This window comes from Cryobacterium sp. TMT1-3, assembly GCF_004402315.1.
GTDB classification, from domain to species: Bacteria; Actinomycetota; Actinomycetes; order Actinomycetales; family Microbacteriaceae; genus Cryobacterium; species Cryobacterium luteum.
Window position 1 is genome coordinate 225,846 of sequence record NZ_SOFW01000020.1, and the last position, 17,699, is coordinate 243,544.

Genomic DNA, 17,699 nt, shown 5'->3' on the forward strand with positions numbered 1-17,699 from the left:
CTACCGGGACAGCAGCAGCGCCTCGCCCTGGCCGCCGCCGCCACACAGGGCGACGGCGGCTTTGCCGGAGCCGCGCCGAGCCAGTTCGAGCGCGGCGTGCAGGGCGACGCGCCCGCCGCTGGATCCGATCGGGTGCCCGATCGCGATGCCTCCGCCGTGAATGTTCACGACGTCGGCGGAAACTCCGAGCACCTTCGACGACTGGGCCACGACCGAGGCGAACGCCTCGTTGATCTCGACCAGGTCGAGGTCGGCCGCAGTCCACCCCTGCCGGCTGAGGGCGTGCTGGATGGCATTGGCCGGCTGGGAGTGCAGCGAGTTGTCCGGGCCGGCGACCTGGCCGCTCGCTTCGATCACGGCGAGCCAGGGCAGGTTGTGCTTCTCGGCCCAGGCGCGGCTGGTCACGACTACGGCGCTCGCGCCGTCGCTCAGGGGGGCGGCGTTGCCGGCGGTAATGCTGCCCGCCGGGTCGAAGGCCGGGCGTAACCGGCCGAGCGTCTCGGTCGTGCTCTCGGCGCGTACGCCCTCATCGGTGCTGATCAGGAGCGGCTCGCCCCTGCGCTGGGGCACACTGATCGGGGTGATCTCGTCGCTGAACAGGTCGTTCGCGGCGGCAGCGGCGGCCCGTTGATGTGAAGCGGCGGCGATCTCGTCCTGCTCGAGCCGAGTCTGGCCGAGCTCTGCGTTGGCGCGCTCGGTGGAGAGCCCCATCGAGAGGCCGTCGAACGCGTCGGTGAGGCCGTCGTGGGCGGCATGGTCGATGGCGGACACTGTTCCGTACGCCCAGCCCTGGCGGGAGCCCGGTAGCAGGTGGGGAGCGCGCGACATGGATTCCTGGCCACCGGCCACCACCACGTTTGCCTCGCCGAGCCGCACCAGGCGGGCGGCATCGATGACCGCCGCCAGGCCGGACAGGCACACTTTGTTGAGCGTCATCGCCGGCACATTCCACGGGATGCCGGCAGCCACGCTGGACTGCCGGGCCGGGTTCTGCCCGCAGCCGGCTTGCAGGACCTGCCCCATGAGCACGAAATCGACCTGCTCCGGAGCCACTCCGGCGCGGGCGAGGGCACCGGCAATGGCGGCGGCGCCGAGGTCAACGGCAGTGAGGGACGAGAGCTGCCCGTTCACGCGACCCTGCGGGGTGCGCGATCCGGCCAGGATAACGACGTCGTTCATCGGGACTCCTTTGTCAATGAGGTGAGGTATCCAGCATATTGGCCACGTCTGGGCATCGGTTTACACCTGCCTCTTGACACTAGCGTCGATCGCCCCTAGATTCCTGATACCTGAACCACCTGTCATGTTTGGGTCGTTTTCGTGGCAGTCCCTCACACAGCACCTCCTGGCACCACCCCAACCCACCAGCACGCCACTAACAAGAACAGAGGCTAATTTCATGCGGGTAACAAAGATGTTCCTGGCCCCGGCGATCATCGCCGTCACCGCGCTCGCGCTGGTCGGCTGCGCTCCCACGGCAACGACCGGCGGTACGGCAGCCTCCGATTCCACCGACAAGGCCGCCGTGCAGGTGGGTATGATCACCTCCGCGACCGGCCCCCTCGCCGCCTACGGCGCCGCGTACACCGCCGGCTTCGAGGCCGGCCTCGACTATGCGACCGACGGCACCGGAACTGTCAATGGCCGTGAGCTCGACATCACCTGGAAGGATGACCAGGGCAACCCGGACACCGCCGTCTCGGTCGCGAAGGACCTGATCGGGCAGGGCTATCAGATTTTGGCCGGCACCGTCGCTTCGGGTATCGCCGTCACGCTGGCCGAGCAGGCCGCGCAAAACAAGATTCTGTACATCTCCGGCCCGGCCGCTGCCGACGCCATCACCGGCATCAACGACTACACCTTCCGTTCCGGACGTCAGACCTACGAAGACGTCGCGACCGCCGGAACGTTCATCGGCGACCCGAGCGGCAAGAAGATCGTCGTCTTCGCCCAGGACAACGCCTTCGGTCAGGGCAACCTCGCCGGCGTCCAGGCCGTGCTCGGCGCCAAGGGGGCGAGCGTTGATGGCATACTTGTCGCCGAGGATGCGACCGAGTTCACGCCGTTCGCGCAGCAGTTGCTGGCCGCCTCACCCGACCTCATCTTCGTCGCCTGGGCCGGAGCAAGCACCGGCGCGATGTGGACTGCGCTGCAGCAGCAGGGCGTCTTCGACGCTGTTCCCGTGGTCACCGGCCTTGGTGACGTCTCGACCTACGGTGCCTACGGTGAGGCGAGCGGCAAGATCAGTTTTCTCTCGCACTACTTCGCGTCGGCCACCGACAACAAACAGAGCAAGGCCATGATCAGCTACCTCGAGGCCAACGACGCGCAAGCGGATCTGTTCTCGCCCGACGGCTTCGTCGCCGCGCAGCTGCTCGTGCAGGCCGTGCGTGAGGGCGGCGGCGACAACGTCGACGACATGATCGCCTCACTCGAGGGCTACACCTTCGAATCGGTCAAGGGTTCGCTCACCATTCGTGCCGAAGACCATGCCGTGCTGCAGCCAATGTTCCAGGCGACGCTCAAGGAAGGCGCCGACGGCACCTGGTCACCGGAACTGATCGAGACCGTTGACGCGAAGACCGTCGCCCCGCCGGTCACCGCAGCAAAGTAACCCGATGCCCGACCAGCCCGTGCTCAGCATGGATGTGCTCACGTTAGAGCGTGCCGGACTGCAGATCGGCGGTGCACGCATCCTCAACGATGTGTCACTGTCGATCCCGCGGGGCGAGATGCTCGGTGTGATCGGCCCCAACGGGGCCGGCAAGACAACCCTGTTCAACCTGATTTCCGGCGTACTGTTCGCCACGGAGGGTGTGGTTCGCCTCAACGGCCGCGACATGACCCGGGAACCGATCCACGTCAGGGCACGGGCCGGTCTCGGTCGCACGTTCCAAACTTCCAGCCTGTTCAACGGTCTCAGCGCCACCGAAAACGTTCGTCTGGCCGCGCAGGCCAAGGCCGGCGGAGGCAGCCTGGTCACCCGCTTTCCCCGGGTAACGGATGCCGCCACCCGGCTGGCCACAGCCCAACTCGATGAGGTCGGCCTCGCCGACCACGCCCAAGCCAAAGCCGGCGGTCTCTCGCACGGTGACAAACGCAAGCTGGAGATCGCGATGCTGCTGGCCATGGATCCGAGTGTCATCCTACTCGACGAGCCGATGGCCGGCGTGGGCTCTGGCGACGTTCCCGGCCTGATGGAAGTCATTCGTGGCCTGCACCACGGTGGCCGAACCGTGCTCATGGTCGAACATCACATGGAGGTCGTGCTCGGCCTGGTCGACCGCGTTGCGGTCATGCACCACGGCGAGCTGCTCGCCTGCGACACCCCCGATGCCGTGATGAAGAATCCCACGGTGCAGTCCGCCTATCTCGGAGACCCGGTATGAGCGCCAACTTGAGCACCACCAACATCCTCACAGTGCGCAACCTGTACGGCCGCATCGAGGGGCAACAGGTCATTGAAGACGTCTCGTTCGACGTGCCGAACACCGGAGTCACCGCCCTGCTCGGCCGCAACGGCGTCGGCAAGACCAGCACGATCAAGTCGATCCTCGGCCTGATCGACCGCAGCGGCGAGGTCACCCTGGACGGACGCCGGGTGGACCGGCTGCCGACCCACAAGGTCGTGCAGCTCGGCGTTGGCTACGTGCCGGAGGATCGCGAGGTCTTCGGTAAGCTCACCGTCGCCGAGAATCTGAAACTGGCCGAACGCTCCATTCACCCCAACCGGGCCCTGGTCGAGGAACTTTTTCCCGACCTGGTGCACCGCCAGGCCCAGCTGGCCGGCACGCTCTCCGGCGGACAGCAGCAGATGGTGTCGCTGGCCCGTGCCCTGCTGAACCAGAATCGGCTGCTGCTCGTCGACGAACCCACCAAGGGACTCTCCCCGAAGATCGTCGGCGAGGTCGCCCAGGCGCTGCTCGCCGCCGCGAAAACGGTGCCGATCCTGCTGGTGGAACAGAACCTGCAGGTGATCAGGCAGCTCGCCGACCGGGTGGTCATACTGTCCGGTGGTCGCGTCGTCTTCACCGGCGAAGCCACGGAACTCCTCGACGATCCCGAACGCATCCAGCGCTACCTGGGGGTCCACAGCGGTTCGGAGCACAGCGGCACCGAACAAACGGATGCGACGGTGCCGGCATGAGTACCATCGTGCTGCTGCTCATCACGGGATTCGGCCTGGGCGCCCTCTACTTTTTGGTCGCCTCCGGCCTCTCGCTCATCTATGGCCTCATGGGCGTGCTCAACTTCGCGCACGGCTCGTTCCTGACCATCGGCGCTTTCATCGGCTGGGAGGTCGCCCGCCGGCTGAGCGACGGATCCTGGTGGGCCCTGGCCGCCGCCATGCTGACCGGCGCCGTGGTAGGTGCGATCGTCGCCGCCGCGACCGAATTCTTTCTCATTCGTCGGCTCTACAACCGACACATCGAACAGGTGCTCGTGACGGTCGGCCTCGCCCTGGCTTCCGTGGCGCTGTTCGAAGGAATCTGGGGCACCGACCCGACCTATGTCACGAGCCCGTCCTGGCTCGGGCAGACCAGCGAGATTCTCGGCGCTCGCATTCCGAACAACCGGTTCATGCTCATCGTCGTGGCGATGCTCGTACTCGTAGCGATCGTGCTGTTCCTCAAGTTCACCCGCTATGGCCTGATCATTCGGGCCGGCGTCGAGAATCGGCTCATGGTCACCGCGCTCGGCATCGACGTGCGCCGTGCCTTCACCCTGGTCTTCGCGATCGGCGGCGCCGCCGCCGGCCTCGGCGGGGTGCTTGCCTCGATCTACTACGGCTACGTTTCGGCGCACATCGGCGGATCCCTGCTGATCTTCGCCTTCATCGTGACCGTCATCGGCGGCCTGGGGTCGCTGGCCGGGGCGGCCATCGCATCCGTTCTGGTGGCGGTGCTGCAGCAGTTCGCGAACTTCTATCTCGGCGGTACCGGCGATCTCGCCGTGGTGCTCGCCCTCGCCGCAGTGCTGCTGCTGCGCCCGCGCGGACTGTTGGGAGCCAAGGCATGAGATCCCGCACGGTTATCACGATCACGGCGAGCGCAGCCCTGGTGCTGCTCATGGTGCTGCTGCCGCTGCTGAATATCAGCATTCCCGGCGTCTTTCCTGGCCCGACCTACACACCGGGCACCCTGCAACTGCTCGCCTACGCCATGCTGATCGCGGCCCTCGCGCTCAGCTACCACCTGTTGTTCGGGCTGGCCGGCATGCTCTCCTTCGGCCATGCGCTGTTCTTCGCGGCCGGCGCTTACGGTCTCGGCATCGTGTTGCGCAACTTCTCACCGAGCTGGTTGCCGGCCGGCGCAACGTTCGTGGTGGCGATCCTGATAACCGTGCTGATCGGCTTCGTGCTGGCCACGCTGGTCGGCTCGGTGAGCCTGCGCGTCACCGGTATCTCCTTCGCCATGGTCACCCTCGCCTTCGCGCAGGCCGGCTCGGTCGTGGTGCGCCGTAATCCGGGCGGGCAGACCGGCGGTGAGGAGGGACTCACCCTCGACGTCTCGCACGTGCCCGACGCCCTCGTCGGGGTTCTCAACACCCGCAACCTGTACTGGCTCGCGCTCGCGGTGCTCGTCACGGTCTACCTCGTGGTGTTGTGGGTGGAGAAATCGCGCGCCGGACACGTCGTGGCCGCGACGCGCGAAAACGAACTCCGGGTCCGGGTCATCGGCATCCGTCCCTATTTCGTGCGGCTGCTCATCTTCGGCATCGCCGGTGCGCTCGCCGCCCTGGCCGGCGCCGCATTTCTGCTGCTGCAGAGCGGGGTGTCACCCCGAGTCGCGACACCGGACTTCACGCTGACGCTGCTGGTGATCGTCGTGCTCGGCGGCGTCGGGCTGCGTTGGGGCGCTGTGCTCGGCGCGATCGTCTACACGCTGCTTGACCAGCGGCTGACCGCCCTCGCCGGGTCGCAGTTCATCGCCGGACTGCCCGACCTGCTGCGAATTCCGCTGTCGCAGCCGTTGTTCATTCTCGGCACCCTGTTTATCCTCGTGGTGTTGTTCCTTCCGGGCGGGCTTGCCGGTCTGACCAAGCGCACCGGACGGCCGCATCGGCCGTCACGACGCGGCAGGGAGCGCATGCTTGAGGTGGAGGAGCTATGACCGACGACCTGCACACCCTCGGCCGGTGGACCCGAGACCGGGCCCGTGCCACCCCCGAACGCGTCGCCGTCGATGACCGCGGCGTCACGCTGCGCTACCGCGACCTCGATGACCGGGCCGCCGACCTCGCGAGCGCGTTTCGCGCCGCCGGATTCGGCGTCGGCGACCGGGTCGCGACTATCACGGGCAACAGCTCGGATCAGGTCGTGCTGTTCTTCGCCTGCGCGCAGGCCGGGCTCGTGCTCGTGCCGCTCTCCTGGCGGCTCGCACCTCGGGAGCTTGCCGCACAACTTCAGCTCTCCGATCCGGCCCTGTTGCTGGTCGAAGACGAGTTCCAGACCCTGGCAACGGATGCCCAGAGTCGACTTGCCGAGCCCCTCCCGTTTACCCTGCTCGGCGTTCGCGGTGTGGAAACCCTCGTGCCGTCCCCGCGCCGCAGCCCGGACGAACCGTTGGTGACCCGGTCGGTGCGCGATGACGACCCCCTGCTGATCGTGTTCACCTCCGGCACCCTCGGCCCGGCCAAGGGCGTCGTGCTGACCCACGCGAACTGCTTCTGGACCAACCTGTCGCTGTCTCGGATCACGGAGATCACCAGCAAAGACGTCGTGCTCTCGGTCATGCCGCAGTATCACGTGGGCGGCTGGAACATCCAGCCGCTGTTGGCCTGGTGGATGGGCGCAACCGTCGTGCTCGAGCGCACCTTCGACCCCGGTCGGGTGCTGCACCTGATCAAGAACCGCCGAATCACGACGATGATGGGTGTGCCGGCGAACTACCTGTTCCTCGCGCAGCACCCGGATTTCGCCGCGACCGACCTGTCGAGCCTGAACCATGCCGTCGTTGGCGGGGCTCCGATGCCGGCACCGTTGCTGCGCACCTGGCACGCGCGCGGTGTGGCTCTCACCCAGGGGTACGGGCTCACCGAGGCGTCCCCGAACGTGTTGTGCCTGCCCGACGACGAGGCACGCAGCATGGTCGGCTATGCCGGCAAGCCGTACCCCCACGTGGAGGTTGCTGTGGCCGATCCGGTCACCGGTGATCTGCTCGGCGGTGCCGCGACGGGCGAACTGCTCGTGCGCGGTCCCGGCGTATTTTCCGGGTATTTTCGCGACCCGGAGGAGACCGCTCGAACCCTGCGCGGCGGCTGGCTGCACACCGGCGATCTTGTGCATCGTGACGGGCACGGCTACTTCGCCGTGATCGACCGGCTCACCGACATTTACATCTCGGGCGGTGAAAGCGTCGCTCCGGCCGAGGTGGAAACCGTGTTGGTCGAGCACGCCGCGGTCTCCGAGGTCGCCGTCATCGGGGTGCCGCACGAGCGCTGGGGTGAGGTCGGCGTCGCCTTCATCGTGCTGGCGCCCGGATTCTCACCCGATGAGGCCGACGTTCTGACCTACGCCCGCACCCAGCTGGCCGCCTTCAAGGTGCCGGCGTTCGTGCGCTTCGTGCCGGAGATTCCACGATCCCTCGGCAGCAAGGTACTACGGCGTCAGCTGCTCGAGCACTGGCACCACGGTCTTGATTTTCAGACGATAGGACACGAACAATGAGCGCCGGACTGCCCCGCACCGCCCGAGGCGAAGAAACGAAACGCAAACTCATCGAGGCCGCCGAGCAGGTGTTCTCACGGTTCGGCTACGCCGACGCGTCGATCTCACGAATAACGGATGCCGCCGGCATCGGCCAGGGCACGTTCTACCTGTATTTCGACTCGAAACTACAGATCTTCAACGAACTGGTCGAGGACCTCAACCACCGTGTGCGGTTGGCGATGAGTGCGGCATCCGCTGCCACCGAAAATCGCATCGACTCGGAGCGCGCTGGGTTTCGGGCGTTCTTTCAATTCACCGCCGATCACCCCGCCCTGTATCGGGTGATTCGCGAGGCGGAATTCGTCTCGCCCGGCGCCCTCCGACTGCACTACACCCGCATCGTCGAAGGCTATATCGCCGGGCTGCGCGCGGCCGGCGCGGCCGGGGAGATCAGTGATATCGATCCGACCGTGGCAGCCTGGGCGCTCATGGGCATCGGCGAGATGATCGGCATGCGCTGGGTGTTGTGGGGGGATCAGGTTAGCGGGGACGATGAAGCCGTGGAGGGTTCAGGGGCAGACCCGTTCGCGAGCGGAACCAGGGCCGTGCCCGAGCACGTCTTCGAGCAGATGATGCGATTCATCGAGGGTGCGCTCGGTGCCACTCGCCATGCTGAAGTGAGGAACCCGTGAGCGAGGACTATCAGCCGTTCCGTGCCCCGGTGGCCGGGGGAGACCTGTTCGGCGGCCAGTGGCGCGCCGAACCGGGCGAGAACGCCGCAACGGTGCTCGCCGTCCACGGCATCACCGCCTCTCACCTCACCTGGCCGTGGTTGGCCGACCGTCTGCCCGACCAAAGAGTGATTGCACCCGACCTGCGTGGTCGCGCTCGCAGCAACGCGCTGCCCGCACCGTACGGGCTTCGTCGGCACGCCGACGACCTGGCCCGACTGCTCGATTTTCTGGAGGTGGAGCGGGCAGTCGTGGTCGGTCATTCGATGGGCGCCTTTGTCGCGGTCTGGCTCGCGCACCGCTACCCCGACCGGGTCGACTCGCTCGTGCTGGTCGACGGTGGCCTGCCGATCCCTCGTGACGTCGGAATCGACCCGCTGCTCATGCTCGGTCCGGCCGCCGAACGGCTGTCGCAGACCTTTGAAACGGAGGACGCGTACCTCGACTTCTGGCGCCGTCACCCCGCATTCGCGTCTGATTGGACGCCCCGGGTCGCCAACTTCGCCCGGTACGACCTCGATGGCGCAGCGCCACGGCTGCACCCCTCGGCGCGGCTGGCGGCCGTGGCCGAAAACGTGATGGAACTCAACGGTTCCGACGGGTTCACCGAGGCCCTGACCGGCCTGACCGTGCCCATCGACTTTCTGCGGGCGCCGCGCGGGTTGCAAAACGAACGGACCGCCCTCTACGACCCCACGGCTGTCGCCGGCTGGTCGGCTTCACTGCCGAACCTGACCGCGCACGAGGTCGACGACGTCAATCACTACACAGTCGTTATGAGCAACCGTGGCGCCGACCGGGTGGCGCGGGCCGTGCACGAGCAAATCCTGGAGTCAGAGAGGACCCCGACATGACCATTTTCGACGGAATCACCGCCCGCAGCGTTCTCACCCCGCGGCTGCGTGCCGGGGTGCTCGAACGGTCGGCCACAGCCTCGCCGACAGTGACCGTAGTCTTCGTGCACGGCAATGTGTCGTCGTCACTGTTCTGGCAGCCGCTCATGCTGGCCCTGCCAGAGTGCGTGCGTGCGCTCGCGATCGACCTGCGCGGCTTCGGCAGCAGTGCCACCCTGCCCGTCGATGCCACGCGGGGTCTGGCTGACTACTCCGACGATGTTACCGCGGTGCTCGTCGAGCTCGGCGTGGACCGGGCGCACCTCGTGGGCTGGAGCATGGGCGGCGGCGTGACCATGCAGCTGCTGCTTGACCACCCGACCCTGGTGCAGACCCTCACCCTCGTCGCGTCGGTCTCACCGTACGGCTTCGGCGGCACCGGGGGAGCGGATGGCCATCGGCTCAGCAGCGACGACGCCGGCACGGGCGGTGGCGGGGCCAACCCCGACTTCGTCGCCCGGCTGCAGAGCGGTGATCGCGGTTGCGACCCAACCAGCCCCCGCACCGTCTACCAGACCACCTACGTCAAACCGCCGTTCAGTTCGGAGCACGACGACATCTGGGTGGAGTCGATGCTCAGCACGGCGACGGGCATCGCAAACTATCCGGGGGACTCGACGCTGTCCGAGAATTGGCCCGGCTTCGCTCCCGGCGGCAGCGGCGTGCTCAACACCATGACGCCCGGCCACTTCAACACGACCGGTATCGTCGACCTCGCTCTGAAACCAGCCATCCTCTGGATCCACGGCACCGACGACGTCATCGTGTCGGACACCTCGTTCTTCGACCTCAACTATCTCGGCCAACTCGGCGTGATTCCGGGCTGGCCGGGCATCGACGTGGCGCCGCCGCAGCCGATGATCCAGCAGACCCGTGCGGTGCTCGGCGCGTACCGCGACGCCGGTGGTGAGGTGACCGAACTGGAACTGGCCCACTGCGGGCACTCGCCGCACCTCGAACACCCGGCGGCGTTCCTTGCGGCGCTGCTGGAGCAGCTCGAGCGCTGAACCGGGGCGGCTCTCAGCTTGCCTCACAGCTTGGCTCACACCACGGCAACTAAGCTAGGCAAGTGGCTGCAATCAACTTGGGGATGCCCAAAGTACCTGAGGTACTCGCTCCCAGACGTAAATCCCGTCAGATCAAGGTCGGAAAGGTCCTGGTCGGTGGCAATGCTCAAGTGAGCGTGCAATCGATGACGACCACCCCGACCACGAACATCAACGCGACGCTTCAGCAGATCGCCGAACTCACGGCGAGCGGATGCGACATCGTGCGCATCGCGGTCCCCACCCGCGATGACGCCGAGGTGCTGTCGATCATCGCGAAGAAGAGCCAGATTCCGGTCATCGCGGACATCCACTTTCAGCCGAATTACGTCTTCGCCGCCATCGATGCCGGCTGCGCTGCCGTGCGGGTGAACCCCGGCAATATTCGCAAGTTCGACGACCAGGTCGGCAAGATCGCCGCTGCCGCCAAGGCGGCCGGCGTGAGCCTGCGCATCGGCGTCAACGCCGGATCGCTCGAGCCGAGCCTCATGCAGAAGTACGGCAAGGCCACCCCGGAGGCGCTCGTGGAGAGCGCAGTGTGGGAGGCGAGCCTGTTCGAGGAGCATGACTTTCACGACTTCAAGATCTCGGTCAAGCACAACGACCCGGTGATCATGGTCAAGGCCTACCGGCTGCTCGCCGAGCGCGGTGACTGGCCCCTGCACCTCGGCGTCACCGAGGCCGGCCCGAGCTTTCAGGGAACGATCAAGAGCGCCACGGCCTTCGGCCTCCTGCTCGGCGAGGGGATCGGGGACACCATTCGGGTGTCCCTGAGCGCCCCGCCGGTCGAGGAGATCAAGGTGGGCCTGCAGATTCTGCAGTCCCTCAACCTGCGCGAACGCAAACTCGAGATCGTCTCCTGCCCCAGCTGCGGCCGGGCCCAGGTGGATGTCTACAAGCTCGCCAACGACGTCACCGACGGGCTCGAGGGCATGACCGTGCCGCTGCGGGTCGCGGTCATGGGGTGCGTCGTCAACGGACCGGGCGAGGCCCGCGAGGCCGACCTTGGCGTCGCGAGCGGCAACGGCAAGGGCCAGATCTTCGTGCGCGGCGAGGTCATCAAGACCGTGCCGGAGTCCGAGATTGTCGCGACGCTCATCGAAGAAGCCAACCGTCTCGCCGCTGAGATGCCCGCCGCCGAACTGGGCAGTCCCACGGTGTCCGTCGGCTCGAAGTAGGTCAGTAGCACCGCTGCTGTGGCGTTGGCGCGGTGACGCCGCCGCATCCGCTCGATGCGCGCTCAATTGTTTCATGAGCTGCCACGAGCTGCTGGCGCGGTTGGCCTGCCCGCCGCGCGAGCAAAAAGCGGCCGCGCGACGCAGAAATCGTCGCTGCACAGGCGTAGATACTGGCACTCGCGAGCTGTTACATGTAACATAGCGGCATGGCTGTTCGAGACCGGGTAAGCGCTCATCGAGAGCGGATGCGTGACCAAGGCTTTCGCCTCGTGCAGGTCTGGGTGCCTGACGTGCGCGGAGAGCGATTCGCCGCCGAGGCGCACCGCCAATCGGAGATGGTCGCGGCCGCTGACCGGCAGTCAGACGACCAGGAGTTTATCGAAGCGGTGTCGGTGAGCTGGGACGAGTGATTCGAGGCGAGCTGTGGCTGGTCGCTGGCGGCGTCTACGCGTCCAAGCCTCGACCGGCGGTGATCCTGCAGGACGATCGCTTTGACGCGACAGATTCGGTCACGGTGGTGCCACTGACAACGACCGATTTGTCGGCACCGCTCCTGCGAGTCAGCATTGCAGCGAACGAGCACAATGGTCTGGACCTGGACAGTTTTGTCATGATCGACAAGCTCACAACCGTTCGCCGGGCGCAGGTGACGACTCGGGTTGGGCGGCTCTCCACCGAACAAGTGGTCGACGTCGAGCGTTTGATCATGGTCTTTCTTGGTCTGGCTGACTGACAGCATTCGCTCTGAGGCGCAGAAATTTTGGCGTGAACTCTTGCATTTCTTGCGGGTGTAACAATATACTGACGCCTGTCAGGAGGCGTTGTTAGGAACATGGAACAGCTCAGCGCCACTCTCGCGGCGATCGCCAGCCCGCAGCGGATGCTGATCCTCGCCGAGTTGCAGGGCGGGCGCGTGCACGTGAGCGAGTTGGCGCGACGTGTTGGGATGTCTCGTGCGCTGCTCTATATGCATCTCGCCAAGCTGGAAGCGAGCGGATTCATCACGACGTCACTGGAACTCTCCCCGGAGGGAACCGCACTCAAGCACGTGGCTCTGGCACCCTTTTCACTCACCGTCACCATCGACACCATCGCCGAAGCAGTGGCACACGCCACGGTCGCCAACCAGCAGGGGGAAACACCATGAACTTCGACTTCGCGTATCTCATTCCGATAATTGCGATCATCGGCGGAATCACCTACGGGATCTTTAGCATGTATTTCAAGTCGCGTCGCCAGGTGGCCGCTTCCGACGGTTCGCCCGCCCTGCGGGAAGCGCTCGCGACGAGTAACGCGACCAACGTCGCCCTGCTGGAAAAACTGACCGCAATGGATGCGCGTCTGGTCGCGATCGAGCGTACCCTGAGCGAGGTCGGCTGACGCCGGCCGAAGGTTGTCGATTACGGGTCGAGCGATGTTTATACCCCATGGGGTATAGTCGAGGTGATGCCGCGGGCATCCGGACGACCAGACGAGGGGTTCATGCCTACATCGATCACGCTCCTGCTCGCTGATCTGCGTACCTGGCCGCGGCGACGTCAACTCATTGCGCTCGGGGTCGCCACAGCGGTCGTGGTCGGCATTCTGGCGACCACCGGACTTCTGTCGGGCCCCGCTGTCTCCCTCTGGTGGACCATTCCGACCGTTGTGGTCGGTTCAATGCTGATCGGCCTCATCGTTTCGAGCTACCTCGGCACGCCCATCGGTGCCGACGCCACCCTGTGCGACACCCGGTGGCCCATTCTGGGGGTCATTGCCCTCTATCTCACGACCGAAATCCACTCGTTCCAGCCGATCTTCAGTGCGCCGGTGCGTCCGGTCGTCGCTGCTGCGGCCGTCGCCCTGCTGGTCTGGGCGCTGCACGAGCGTCTCGAGAGCGAGCGCAAGGCCACGCGCGCGGCCGAGACCGGCAGCCCCGACGGCGAGGTCTGCACCACCTGCCGCCCGCTGTTTCCCCGCCCGGCCCCGAAACCCAGTGGGGGAGCGGATGTCGACGCGCGCGTAAGGTAGACGGGTGCCTACACGTCTCTCCAACTACTTCCTCCGTACACTCCGCGAAGACCCCTCCGACGCCGAGGTGACCAGCCACCGCCTGCTCGTGCGGGCCGGCTACATCCGTCGCCAGGCCCCGGGTATCTTCGCCTGGCTGCCGCTCGGCCTGCGGGTGAAGGCAAAAGTGGAGCGCATCATCCGTGAAGAAATGCAGGCTGCCGGCGCGCACGAGGTGCACTTTCCGGCCCTGCTGCCTCGCGAGCCGTATGAACTGACCGGCCGCTGGGACGAATACGGTGAGGGACTGTTTCGGCTGAAAGACCGCAAGGGCTCCGACATGCTGCTCGCGCCGACGCACGAAGAGGTCTTTGCGCTGCTCGTGAAAGACCTGTACAGCAGCTACAAAGACCTGCCGCTGGCGATTTATCAGATTCAGGACAAATACCGCGATGAGGCGCGTTCGCGCGGTGGCCTGCTGCGCGGCCGCGAGTTCACCATGAAGGATGCGTACTCCTTCGACTACACCGACGCCGGCCTCGACGCGAGCTACCAACAGCAGCGCGACGCCTACGAGCGCATCTTCACCCGCTTCGGCCTCGAGTACGCGATCGTGCAAGCGGATGCGGGCGCGATGGGCGGCTCCAAGAGCGAAGAGTTTTTGCACCCGACCCCGGTTGGTGAGGACACCTTTGTGCGCAGCCCCGGGGGCTACGCGGCCAACATCGAGGCGTTCCGCACCCTCGTTCCGGCCGACAAGGATTTCAGTGCGTTGCCCGCCGCGCAGATCTTCGACACTCCGAACACGCCGACCATCCAGACTCTCGTGGACAAGGCAAACGCCGAGCACCCCCGCCTGGACGGTCGGGAGTGGACGGCCGCCGACACGCTCAAAAACGTCGTGCTCGCTCTGACCAGCCTTGACGGTACCCGTGAACTCGTGGCGATCGGCGTTCCCGGCGACCGCGAGGTCGACCTCAAGCGCGTCGAGGTGGCTTTCGCTCCCGCCGAGGTCGAGGCCGCCAACGAGGGCGACTTCGCCAGGAACCCCGGCCTGGTCAAAGGCTATATCGGCCCGTGGGGCGCGACCGAAGCCGTTCTCGGTATCAAATCGACCACCGGCATCCGCTTTCTGGTCGACCCGCGCGTTGTCGCCGGCACCGAGTGGATCACCGGCGCCAATGAAGACAACCGTCACGTGTTCGGCCTCGTCGCCGGTCGCGACTTCGCCATCGATGACACGATCGAAGCCTCCGATGTGCGCGCCGGCGACCCGGCCCCCGACGGCTCCGGCCCGGTCGAACTCATTCGCGGCATGGAAATCGGGCACGTCTTCCAGCTCGGTCGCAAGTACGCCGAGGTGCTCGGCCTCAAGGTTCTCGACGAGAACGGCAAGCTGGTCACCGTCACGATGGGCTCATACGGCATCGGCGTCACGCGCATCCTCGCGGTCATCGCCGAACTCAACAACGATGCAAAGGGCCTGATCTGGCCCGAATCAGTTACCCCGTTCGACGTGCACGTGATCGCCACCGGCCGTGACGAGATCGTCTTCGACACCTCGGAGGCCGTCGTCGCCGCAATCGAGGCCACCGGCCGCGAGGTGCTCTACGACGATCGTCGCAAGGTCTCGCCCGGCGTCAAGTTCGGCGATGCTGAGCTCATCGGAGTGCCGTGGATCGTCATCGTGGGCCGCGGCGCCGCCGACGGCATCGTCGAACTGTGGAACCGCCGCACCGGCGAGCGCGAGCAGGTCGACGTCGCCGACATCGCCAAGCACTTCGCCTAATACTCAACGCTGCGCTGTCGAGAGCGGATGCTGCCGGCTGGCCCAGCCCGCCGCATCCGCTCTGCAGCGAACCCGCTGACCCCACCCCGGCGGGAGTAAGTGGGTGACGAGGCCTCGCAGATTCGGGTACCGTAGTATCCAGCCCGCTGCGCGGTTTCGCGGCGGCAAGATCTGAATAGAGGAGGCCGGCCATGGACATCGACCTCAGTGTTTTGCGGCTACTGGAGCGCGAAAAAGAGATTCCCTTCGAGGAACTCGTGCAAATCATCGAACAGGCGATTCTGACCGCCTATGTCAAGCACATTCAGCAGGACATCACGAAGTTTGAAGCTTCGAAAATTGCTGAAGCCAAGCATGATATTCAGGAAGTCCCCGAAGCGCGCGTCGTTCTCGACCGCAAGACCGGGCACGTGGATATCTTCATCCCCGAGCACGACGATGAGGGCAACGTCATCGGCGAAGCCGTTGACAACCCCACCGACTTCGGTCGCATCGCCGCCTTCGCCGCGAAGCAGGTCATCAACCAGCGCCTGCGCGACCTCGCCGACGACGCGGTGCTCGGCGAGTTCAAGGGCCGCGAGGGTGACATCGTCGCCGGAATCATCCAGCAGGGTCCGAACCCACGCATGATTCACGTGGACCTCGGTACCATCGAAGCGATCATGCCCCCCGAGGAGCAGGTTCCCACCGAGAGCTACGTGCACGGTGCGCGCATTCGCGTGTTCGTGACGGCCGTCGGTCGCGGACTCAAGGGCCCGCAGATCACCGTGTCGCGCACCCACCCCTCGCTCGTGCGCAAATTGTTCGCCCTCGAGGTACCCGAGATCGCCAGCGGAGTCGTCGAGATCGTCTCGCTCGCCCGCGAAGCCGGCCACCGCACCAAGATCGCCGTGCGCGCGACCGAGCCCGGCGTCAACGCCAAGGGCGCCTGCATCGGCGAACTCGGCCAGCGCGTGCGCGCCGTGACCGTTGAGTTGAACAACGAGAAGATCGACATTGTCGACTTCTCGCCCGACCTGGCGACCTTCGTCGCAAGCGCTCTGTCTCCGGCCAAGGTGACGAGCGCCTATGTGATCGATGAGTCGATCAAGGCTGTTCGGGCCCTCGTGCCCGATTACCAGCTCTCGCTCGCGATCGGTAAAGAGGGCCAGAATGCCCGCCTCGCGGCCAAGCTCACCGGCGCGAAAATCGACATTCAGCCGGACAGCATTCTGGAGGACGCCGAATAGGGGGTACGATGGAGTCCGTAAGAACGTGTATTGGCTGCCGTTCGCGCGCCCCTCGATCCTCACTTTTGCGGATCGTTGCTGGGAAATCAGAAATTGTGGTGGATGAAACCGCCACAATCCCCGGTAGAGGTGCGTGGCTGCACGCCCGTGAATCGTGCTTTCAGGATGCCGTAAGGCGACACGCTTTCGGGCGTGCCTTTCGTGTGACCAGGTCGCTGGACGCGAAACAACTAGAGAACAGGCTGAATTGGCTTATGGATAACTAATGAGCGGCTCGAAATGAGACCCGTCCGTTACTAACGGTCTGCCCCTTTCCGGGTGCAGACCCGGAACAGGAGAATTGTGGCTGCGAAACCACGCGTACACGAGATCGCTACCGAGCTCGGAGTCGACAGCAAGGTAGCCCTTGCTAAATTGAAAGAAATGGGCGAGTTCGTCAAGGGACCGTCCTCCAGCGTTGAACCGCCAGTAGCGCGCCGCCTTCGCGCCGCTCTCGAGGCGGAAAGTGCCGCCGCCAAGGCTGCGTCACCCGCGCCTGCCGCTGGCGCAGCCGCTGCTGCCACCACGAAGGCAACGCCGGCTCGTCCGAGCCACGGCGCCAAGCCGGGTGCTCGTCCCGGCCCCAAGCCGGTCGCCGAGCCGGTTGCACCGGTTGTTGCCGAAACTGCTCCTTCTGCGGATGCTGCACCTCTTCCGGCCGCGCCGCTCACCGTTGCCGAGCGCCAGACTCAGGCCGCTGAGAAGGCTGCCGCTGCCGAGAAGGCTGCTGCCGCCGACAAGGCCGCCGCCGCTGAGGCCGCTGCGAAGCCGAGCACCGACACCCCGGCCGCGAAGGCCACGGAAGGATCGGCTACGCCGGTCAAGCCGGGCATGCCTCGCCCCGGAGCGGCACGACCGGGTAACAACCCGTTCGCCAGCAACCAGGGCATGGGCCAGCGTCCCGCTCAGCCGCCGCGCCCGGGCAACAACCCGTTCGCGAGCGCGCAGGGCATGGGCCAGCGCCCGGCAACCCCCACCCCGAGCAATATTCCCCGCCCTCCGGCACCTCGCCCCGGCGCCCCGCGCCCCGGCGGACCCGGCCAGGCTGCACGCCCGACCGGTTTCGGTCAGCGTCCAGGCGCCTTCCAGCGCCCCGGCGGCGCCCCGGGTGGAGCCGGCGGCGCACGCCCCGGATTCACTCGTCCCGGCGCTCC

Annotated in this window: 20 protein-coding genes; 19 read left to right on the forward strand and 1 reads right to left on the reverse strand. The window is 66.1% G+C overall.

What is annotated here, in order from left to right; translation table 11 throughout:
• Entirely contained in the window at positions 1-1,179 is a 1,179-nt protein-coding gene (locus E3O25_RS06740; protein ID WP_092109490.1) for an acetyl-CoA C-acetyltransferase, read from the reverse strand.
• Between the two features lie 220 nt (positions 1,180-1,399).
• On the opposite strand from E3O25_RS06740, the gene E3O25_RS06745 reads away from it, so the two are divergent.
• From E3O25_RS06745 to E3O25_RS06835, 19 genes are all read left to right on the forward strand, one after another.
• Entirely contained in the window at positions 1,400-2,614 is a 1,215-nt protein-coding gene (locus E3O25_RS06745) for a substrate-binding domain-containing protein (RefSeq protein ID WP_134360787.1), read from the forward strand.
• Positions 2,615-2,618: 4 nt separating this feature from the next.
• Positions 2,619-3,389 carry an ABC transporter ATP-binding protein gene (locus tag E3O25_RS06750; RefSeq protein ID WP_092109497.1) on the forward strand — a complete coding sequence of 257 codons (771 nt, stop codon included), beginning with the start codon at positions 2,619-2,621 and terminating at the stop codon, positions 3,387-3,389.
• Positions 3,386-4,147, forward strand: coding sequence for an ABC transporter ATP-binding protein (locus tag E3O25_RS06755; protein WP_092109500.1), 762 nt, complete (start codon positions 3,386-3,388; stop codon positions 4,145-4,147). Before E3O25_RS06750 ends, E3O25_RS06755 begins: the two co-directional genes overlap by 4 nt.
• A complete protein-coding gene (locus E3O25_RS06760) occupies positions 4,144-5,019 on the forward strand; it encodes a branched-chain amino acid ABC transporter permease (RefSeq protein WP_092109503.1) in 876 nt (291 codons plus the stop codon). Before E3O25_RS06755 ends, E3O25_RS06760 begins: the two co-directional genes overlap by 4 nt.
• Entirely contained in the window at positions 5,016-6,113 is a 1,098-nt protein-coding gene (locus E3O25_RS06765) for a branched-chain amino acid ABC transporter permease (RefSeq protein ID WP_092109506.1), read from the forward strand. The genes E3O25_RS06760 and E3O25_RS06765 overlap by 4 nt, the downstream gene beginning before the upstream one ends.
• Entirely contained in the window at positions 6,110-7,669 is a 1,560-nt protein-coding gene (locus E3O25_RS06770; protein WP_092109510.1) for a class I adenylate-forming enzyme family protein, read from the forward strand. The genes E3O25_RS06765 and E3O25_RS06770 overlap by 4 nt, the downstream gene beginning before the upstream one ends.
• Complete coding sequence (locus tag E3O25_RS06775; protein WP_092109513.1) at positions 7,666-8,343, forward strand: TetR/AcrR family transcriptional regulator; 678 nt, start codon at positions 7,666-7,668, stop codon at positions 8,341-8,343. The genes E3O25_RS06770 and E3O25_RS06775 overlap by 4 nt, the downstream gene beginning before the upstream one ends.
• On the forward strand, positions 8,340-9,236 hold the full coding sequence (locus E3O25_RS06780) for an alpha/beta fold hydrolase (protein WP_092109516.1): 897 nt from the start codon (positions 8,340-8,342) through the stop codon (positions 9,234-9,236). Before E3O25_RS06775 ends, E3O25_RS06780 begins: the two co-directional genes overlap by 4 nt.
• Entirely contained in the window at positions 9,233-10,282 is a 1,050-nt protein-coding gene (locus tag E3O25_RS06785) for an alpha/beta fold hydrolase (RefSeq protein WP_134360788.1), read from the forward strand. The genes E3O25_RS06780 and E3O25_RS06785 overlap by 4 nt, the downstream gene beginning before the upstream one ends.
• Positions 10,283-10,344: 62 nt before the next feature.
• Entirely contained in the window at positions 10,345-11,499 is a 1,155-nt protein-coding gene (ispG, locus tag E3O25_RS06790; RefSeq protein WP_174721715.1) for a flavodoxin-dependent (E)-4-hydroxy-3-methylbut-2-enyl-diphosphate synthase, read from the forward strand.
• A 206-nt stretch (positions 11,500-11,705) separates the two neighbouring features.
• The gene (locus E3O25_RS06795; protein WP_092109525.1) at positions 11,706-11,909 is read left to right on the forward strand and encodes an antitoxin MazE family protein; all 204 of its coding nucleotides are present in this window, start codon (positions 11,706-11,708) and stop codon (positions 11,907-11,909) included.
• Positions 11,906-12,232, forward strand: coding sequence for a type II toxin-antitoxin system PemK/MazF family toxin (locus E3O25_RS06800; protein WP_092109528.1), 327 nt, complete (start codon positions 11,906-11,908; stop codon positions 12,230-12,232). Before E3O25_RS06795 ends, E3O25_RS06800 begins: the two co-directional genes overlap by 4 nt.
• A gap of 99 nt (positions 12,233-12,331) precedes the next feature.
• Complete coding sequence (locus tag E3O25_RS06805; RefSeq protein WP_134360789.1) at positions 12,332-12,646, forward strand: winged helix-turn-helix domain-containing protein; 315 nt, start codon at positions 12,332-12,334, stop codon at positions 12,644-12,646.
• Positions 12,643-12,879 carry a hypothetical protein gene (locus E3O25_RS06810; RefSeq protein WP_134360790.1) on the forward strand — a complete coding sequence of 79 codons (237 nt, stop codon included), beginning with the start codon at positions 12,643-12,645 and terminating at the stop codon, positions 12,877-12,879. Before E3O25_RS06805 ends, E3O25_RS06810 begins: the two co-directional genes overlap by 4 nt.
• A 102-nt stretch (positions 12,880-12,981) precedes the next feature.
• Positions 12,982-13,509 carry a hypothetical protein gene (locus tag E3O25_RS06815; RefSeq protein WP_134360791.1) on the forward strand — a complete coding sequence of 176 codons (528 nt, stop codon included), beginning with the start codon at positions 12,982-12,984 and terminating at the stop codon, positions 13,507-13,509.
• A 4-nt stretch (positions 13,510-13,513) separates the two neighbouring features.
• Positions 13,514-15,277 (forward strand): proline--tRNA ligase, encoded by a 1,764-nt coding sequence (locus E3O25_RS06820; RefSeq protein WP_134360792.1) that lies wholly within the window; start codon positions 13,514-13,516, stop codon positions 15,275-15,277.
• Between the two features lie 191 nt (positions 15,278-15,468).
• The gene (gene nusA / locus E3O25_RS06825; RefSeq protein ID WP_092109543.1) at positions 15,469-16,506 is read left to right on the forward strand and encodes a transcription termination factor NusA; all 1,038 of its coding nucleotides are present in this window, start codon (positions 15,469-15,471) and stop codon (positions 16,504-16,506) included.
• An 8-nt stretch (positions 16,507-16,514) separates the two neighbouring features.
• Positions 16,515-16,772: a YlxR family protein gene (locus E3O25_RS06830; protein ID WP_092109546.1), complete on the forward strand. Its 258-nt coding sequence runs from the start codon at positions 16,515-16,517 to the stop codon at positions 16,770-16,772.
• A 76-nt stretch (positions 16,773-16,848) separates the two neighbouring features.
• The coding region (locus E3O25_RS06835; RefSeq protein WP_174721716.1) for a translation initiation factor IF-2 N-terminal domain-containing protein at positions 16,849-17,699 on the forward strand (851 nt) is incomplete at its 3' end.

Excerpts from the sequence above, each read along its gene's own strand:
- E3O25_RS06740 (WP_092109490.1), bottom strand. The coding sequence starts at position 1,179 with ATGAACGACGTCGTTATCCTGGCCGGATCGCGCACCCCGCAGGGTCGC.
- E3O25_RS06745 (WP_134360787.1), top strand. The coding sequence starts at position 1,400 with ATGCGGGTAACAAAGATGTTCCTGGCCCCGGCGATCATCGCCGTCACC.
- E3O25_RS06750 (WP_092109497.1), top strand. The coding sequence starts at position 2,619 with ATGCCCGACCAGCCCGTGCTCAGCATGGATGTGCTCACGTTAGAGCGT.
- E3O25_RS06755 (WP_092109500.1), top strand. The coding sequence starts at position 3,386 with ATGAGCGCCAACTTGAGCACCACCAACATCCTCACAGTGCGCAACCTG.
- E3O25_RS06760 (WP_092109503.1), top strand. The coding sequence starts at position 4,144 with ATGAGTACCATCGTGCTGCTGCTCATCACGGGATTCGGCCTGGGCGCC.
- E3O25_RS06765 (WP_092109506.1), top strand. The coding sequence starts at position 5,016 with ATGAGATCCCGCACGGTTATCACGATCACGGCGAGCGCAGCCCTGGTG.
- E3O25_RS06770 (WP_092109510.1), top strand. The coding sequence starts at position 6,110 with ATGACCGACGACCTGCACACCCTCGGCCGGTGGACCCGAGACCGGGCC.
- E3O25_RS06775 (WP_092109513.1), top strand. The coding sequence starts at position 7,666 with ATGAGCGCCGGACTGCCCCGCACCGCCCGAGGCGAAGAAACGAAACGC.
- E3O25_RS06785 (WP_134360788.1), top strand. The coding sequence starts at position 9,233 with ATGACCATTTTCGACGGAATCACCGCCCGCAGCGTTCTCACCCCGCGG.
- E3O25_RS06795 (WP_092109525.1), top strand. The coding sequence starts at position 11,706 with ATGGCTGTTCGAGACCGGGTAAGCGCTCATCGAGAGCGGATGCGTGAC.
- E3O25_RS06805 (WP_134360789.1), top strand. The coding sequence starts at position 12,332 with ATGGAACAGCTCAGCGCCACTCTCGCGGCGATCGCCAGCCCGCAGCGG.
- E3O25_RS06810 (WP_134360790.1), top strand. The coding sequence starts at position 12,643 with ATGAACTTCGACTTCGCGTATCTCATTCCGATAATTGCGATCATCGGC.
- E3O25_RS06815 (WP_134360791.1), top strand. The coding sequence starts at position 12,982 with ATGCCTACATCGATCACGCTCCTGCTCGCTGATCTGCGTACCTGGCCG.
- nusA (WP_092109543.1), top strand. The coding sequence starts at position 15,469 with ATGGACATCGACCTCAGTGTTTTGCGGCTACTGGAGCGCGAAAAAGAG.
- E3O25_RS06830 (WP_092109546.1), top strand. The coding sequence starts at position 16,515 with ATGGAGTCCGTAAGAACGTGTATTGGCTGCCGTTCGCGCGCCCCTCGA.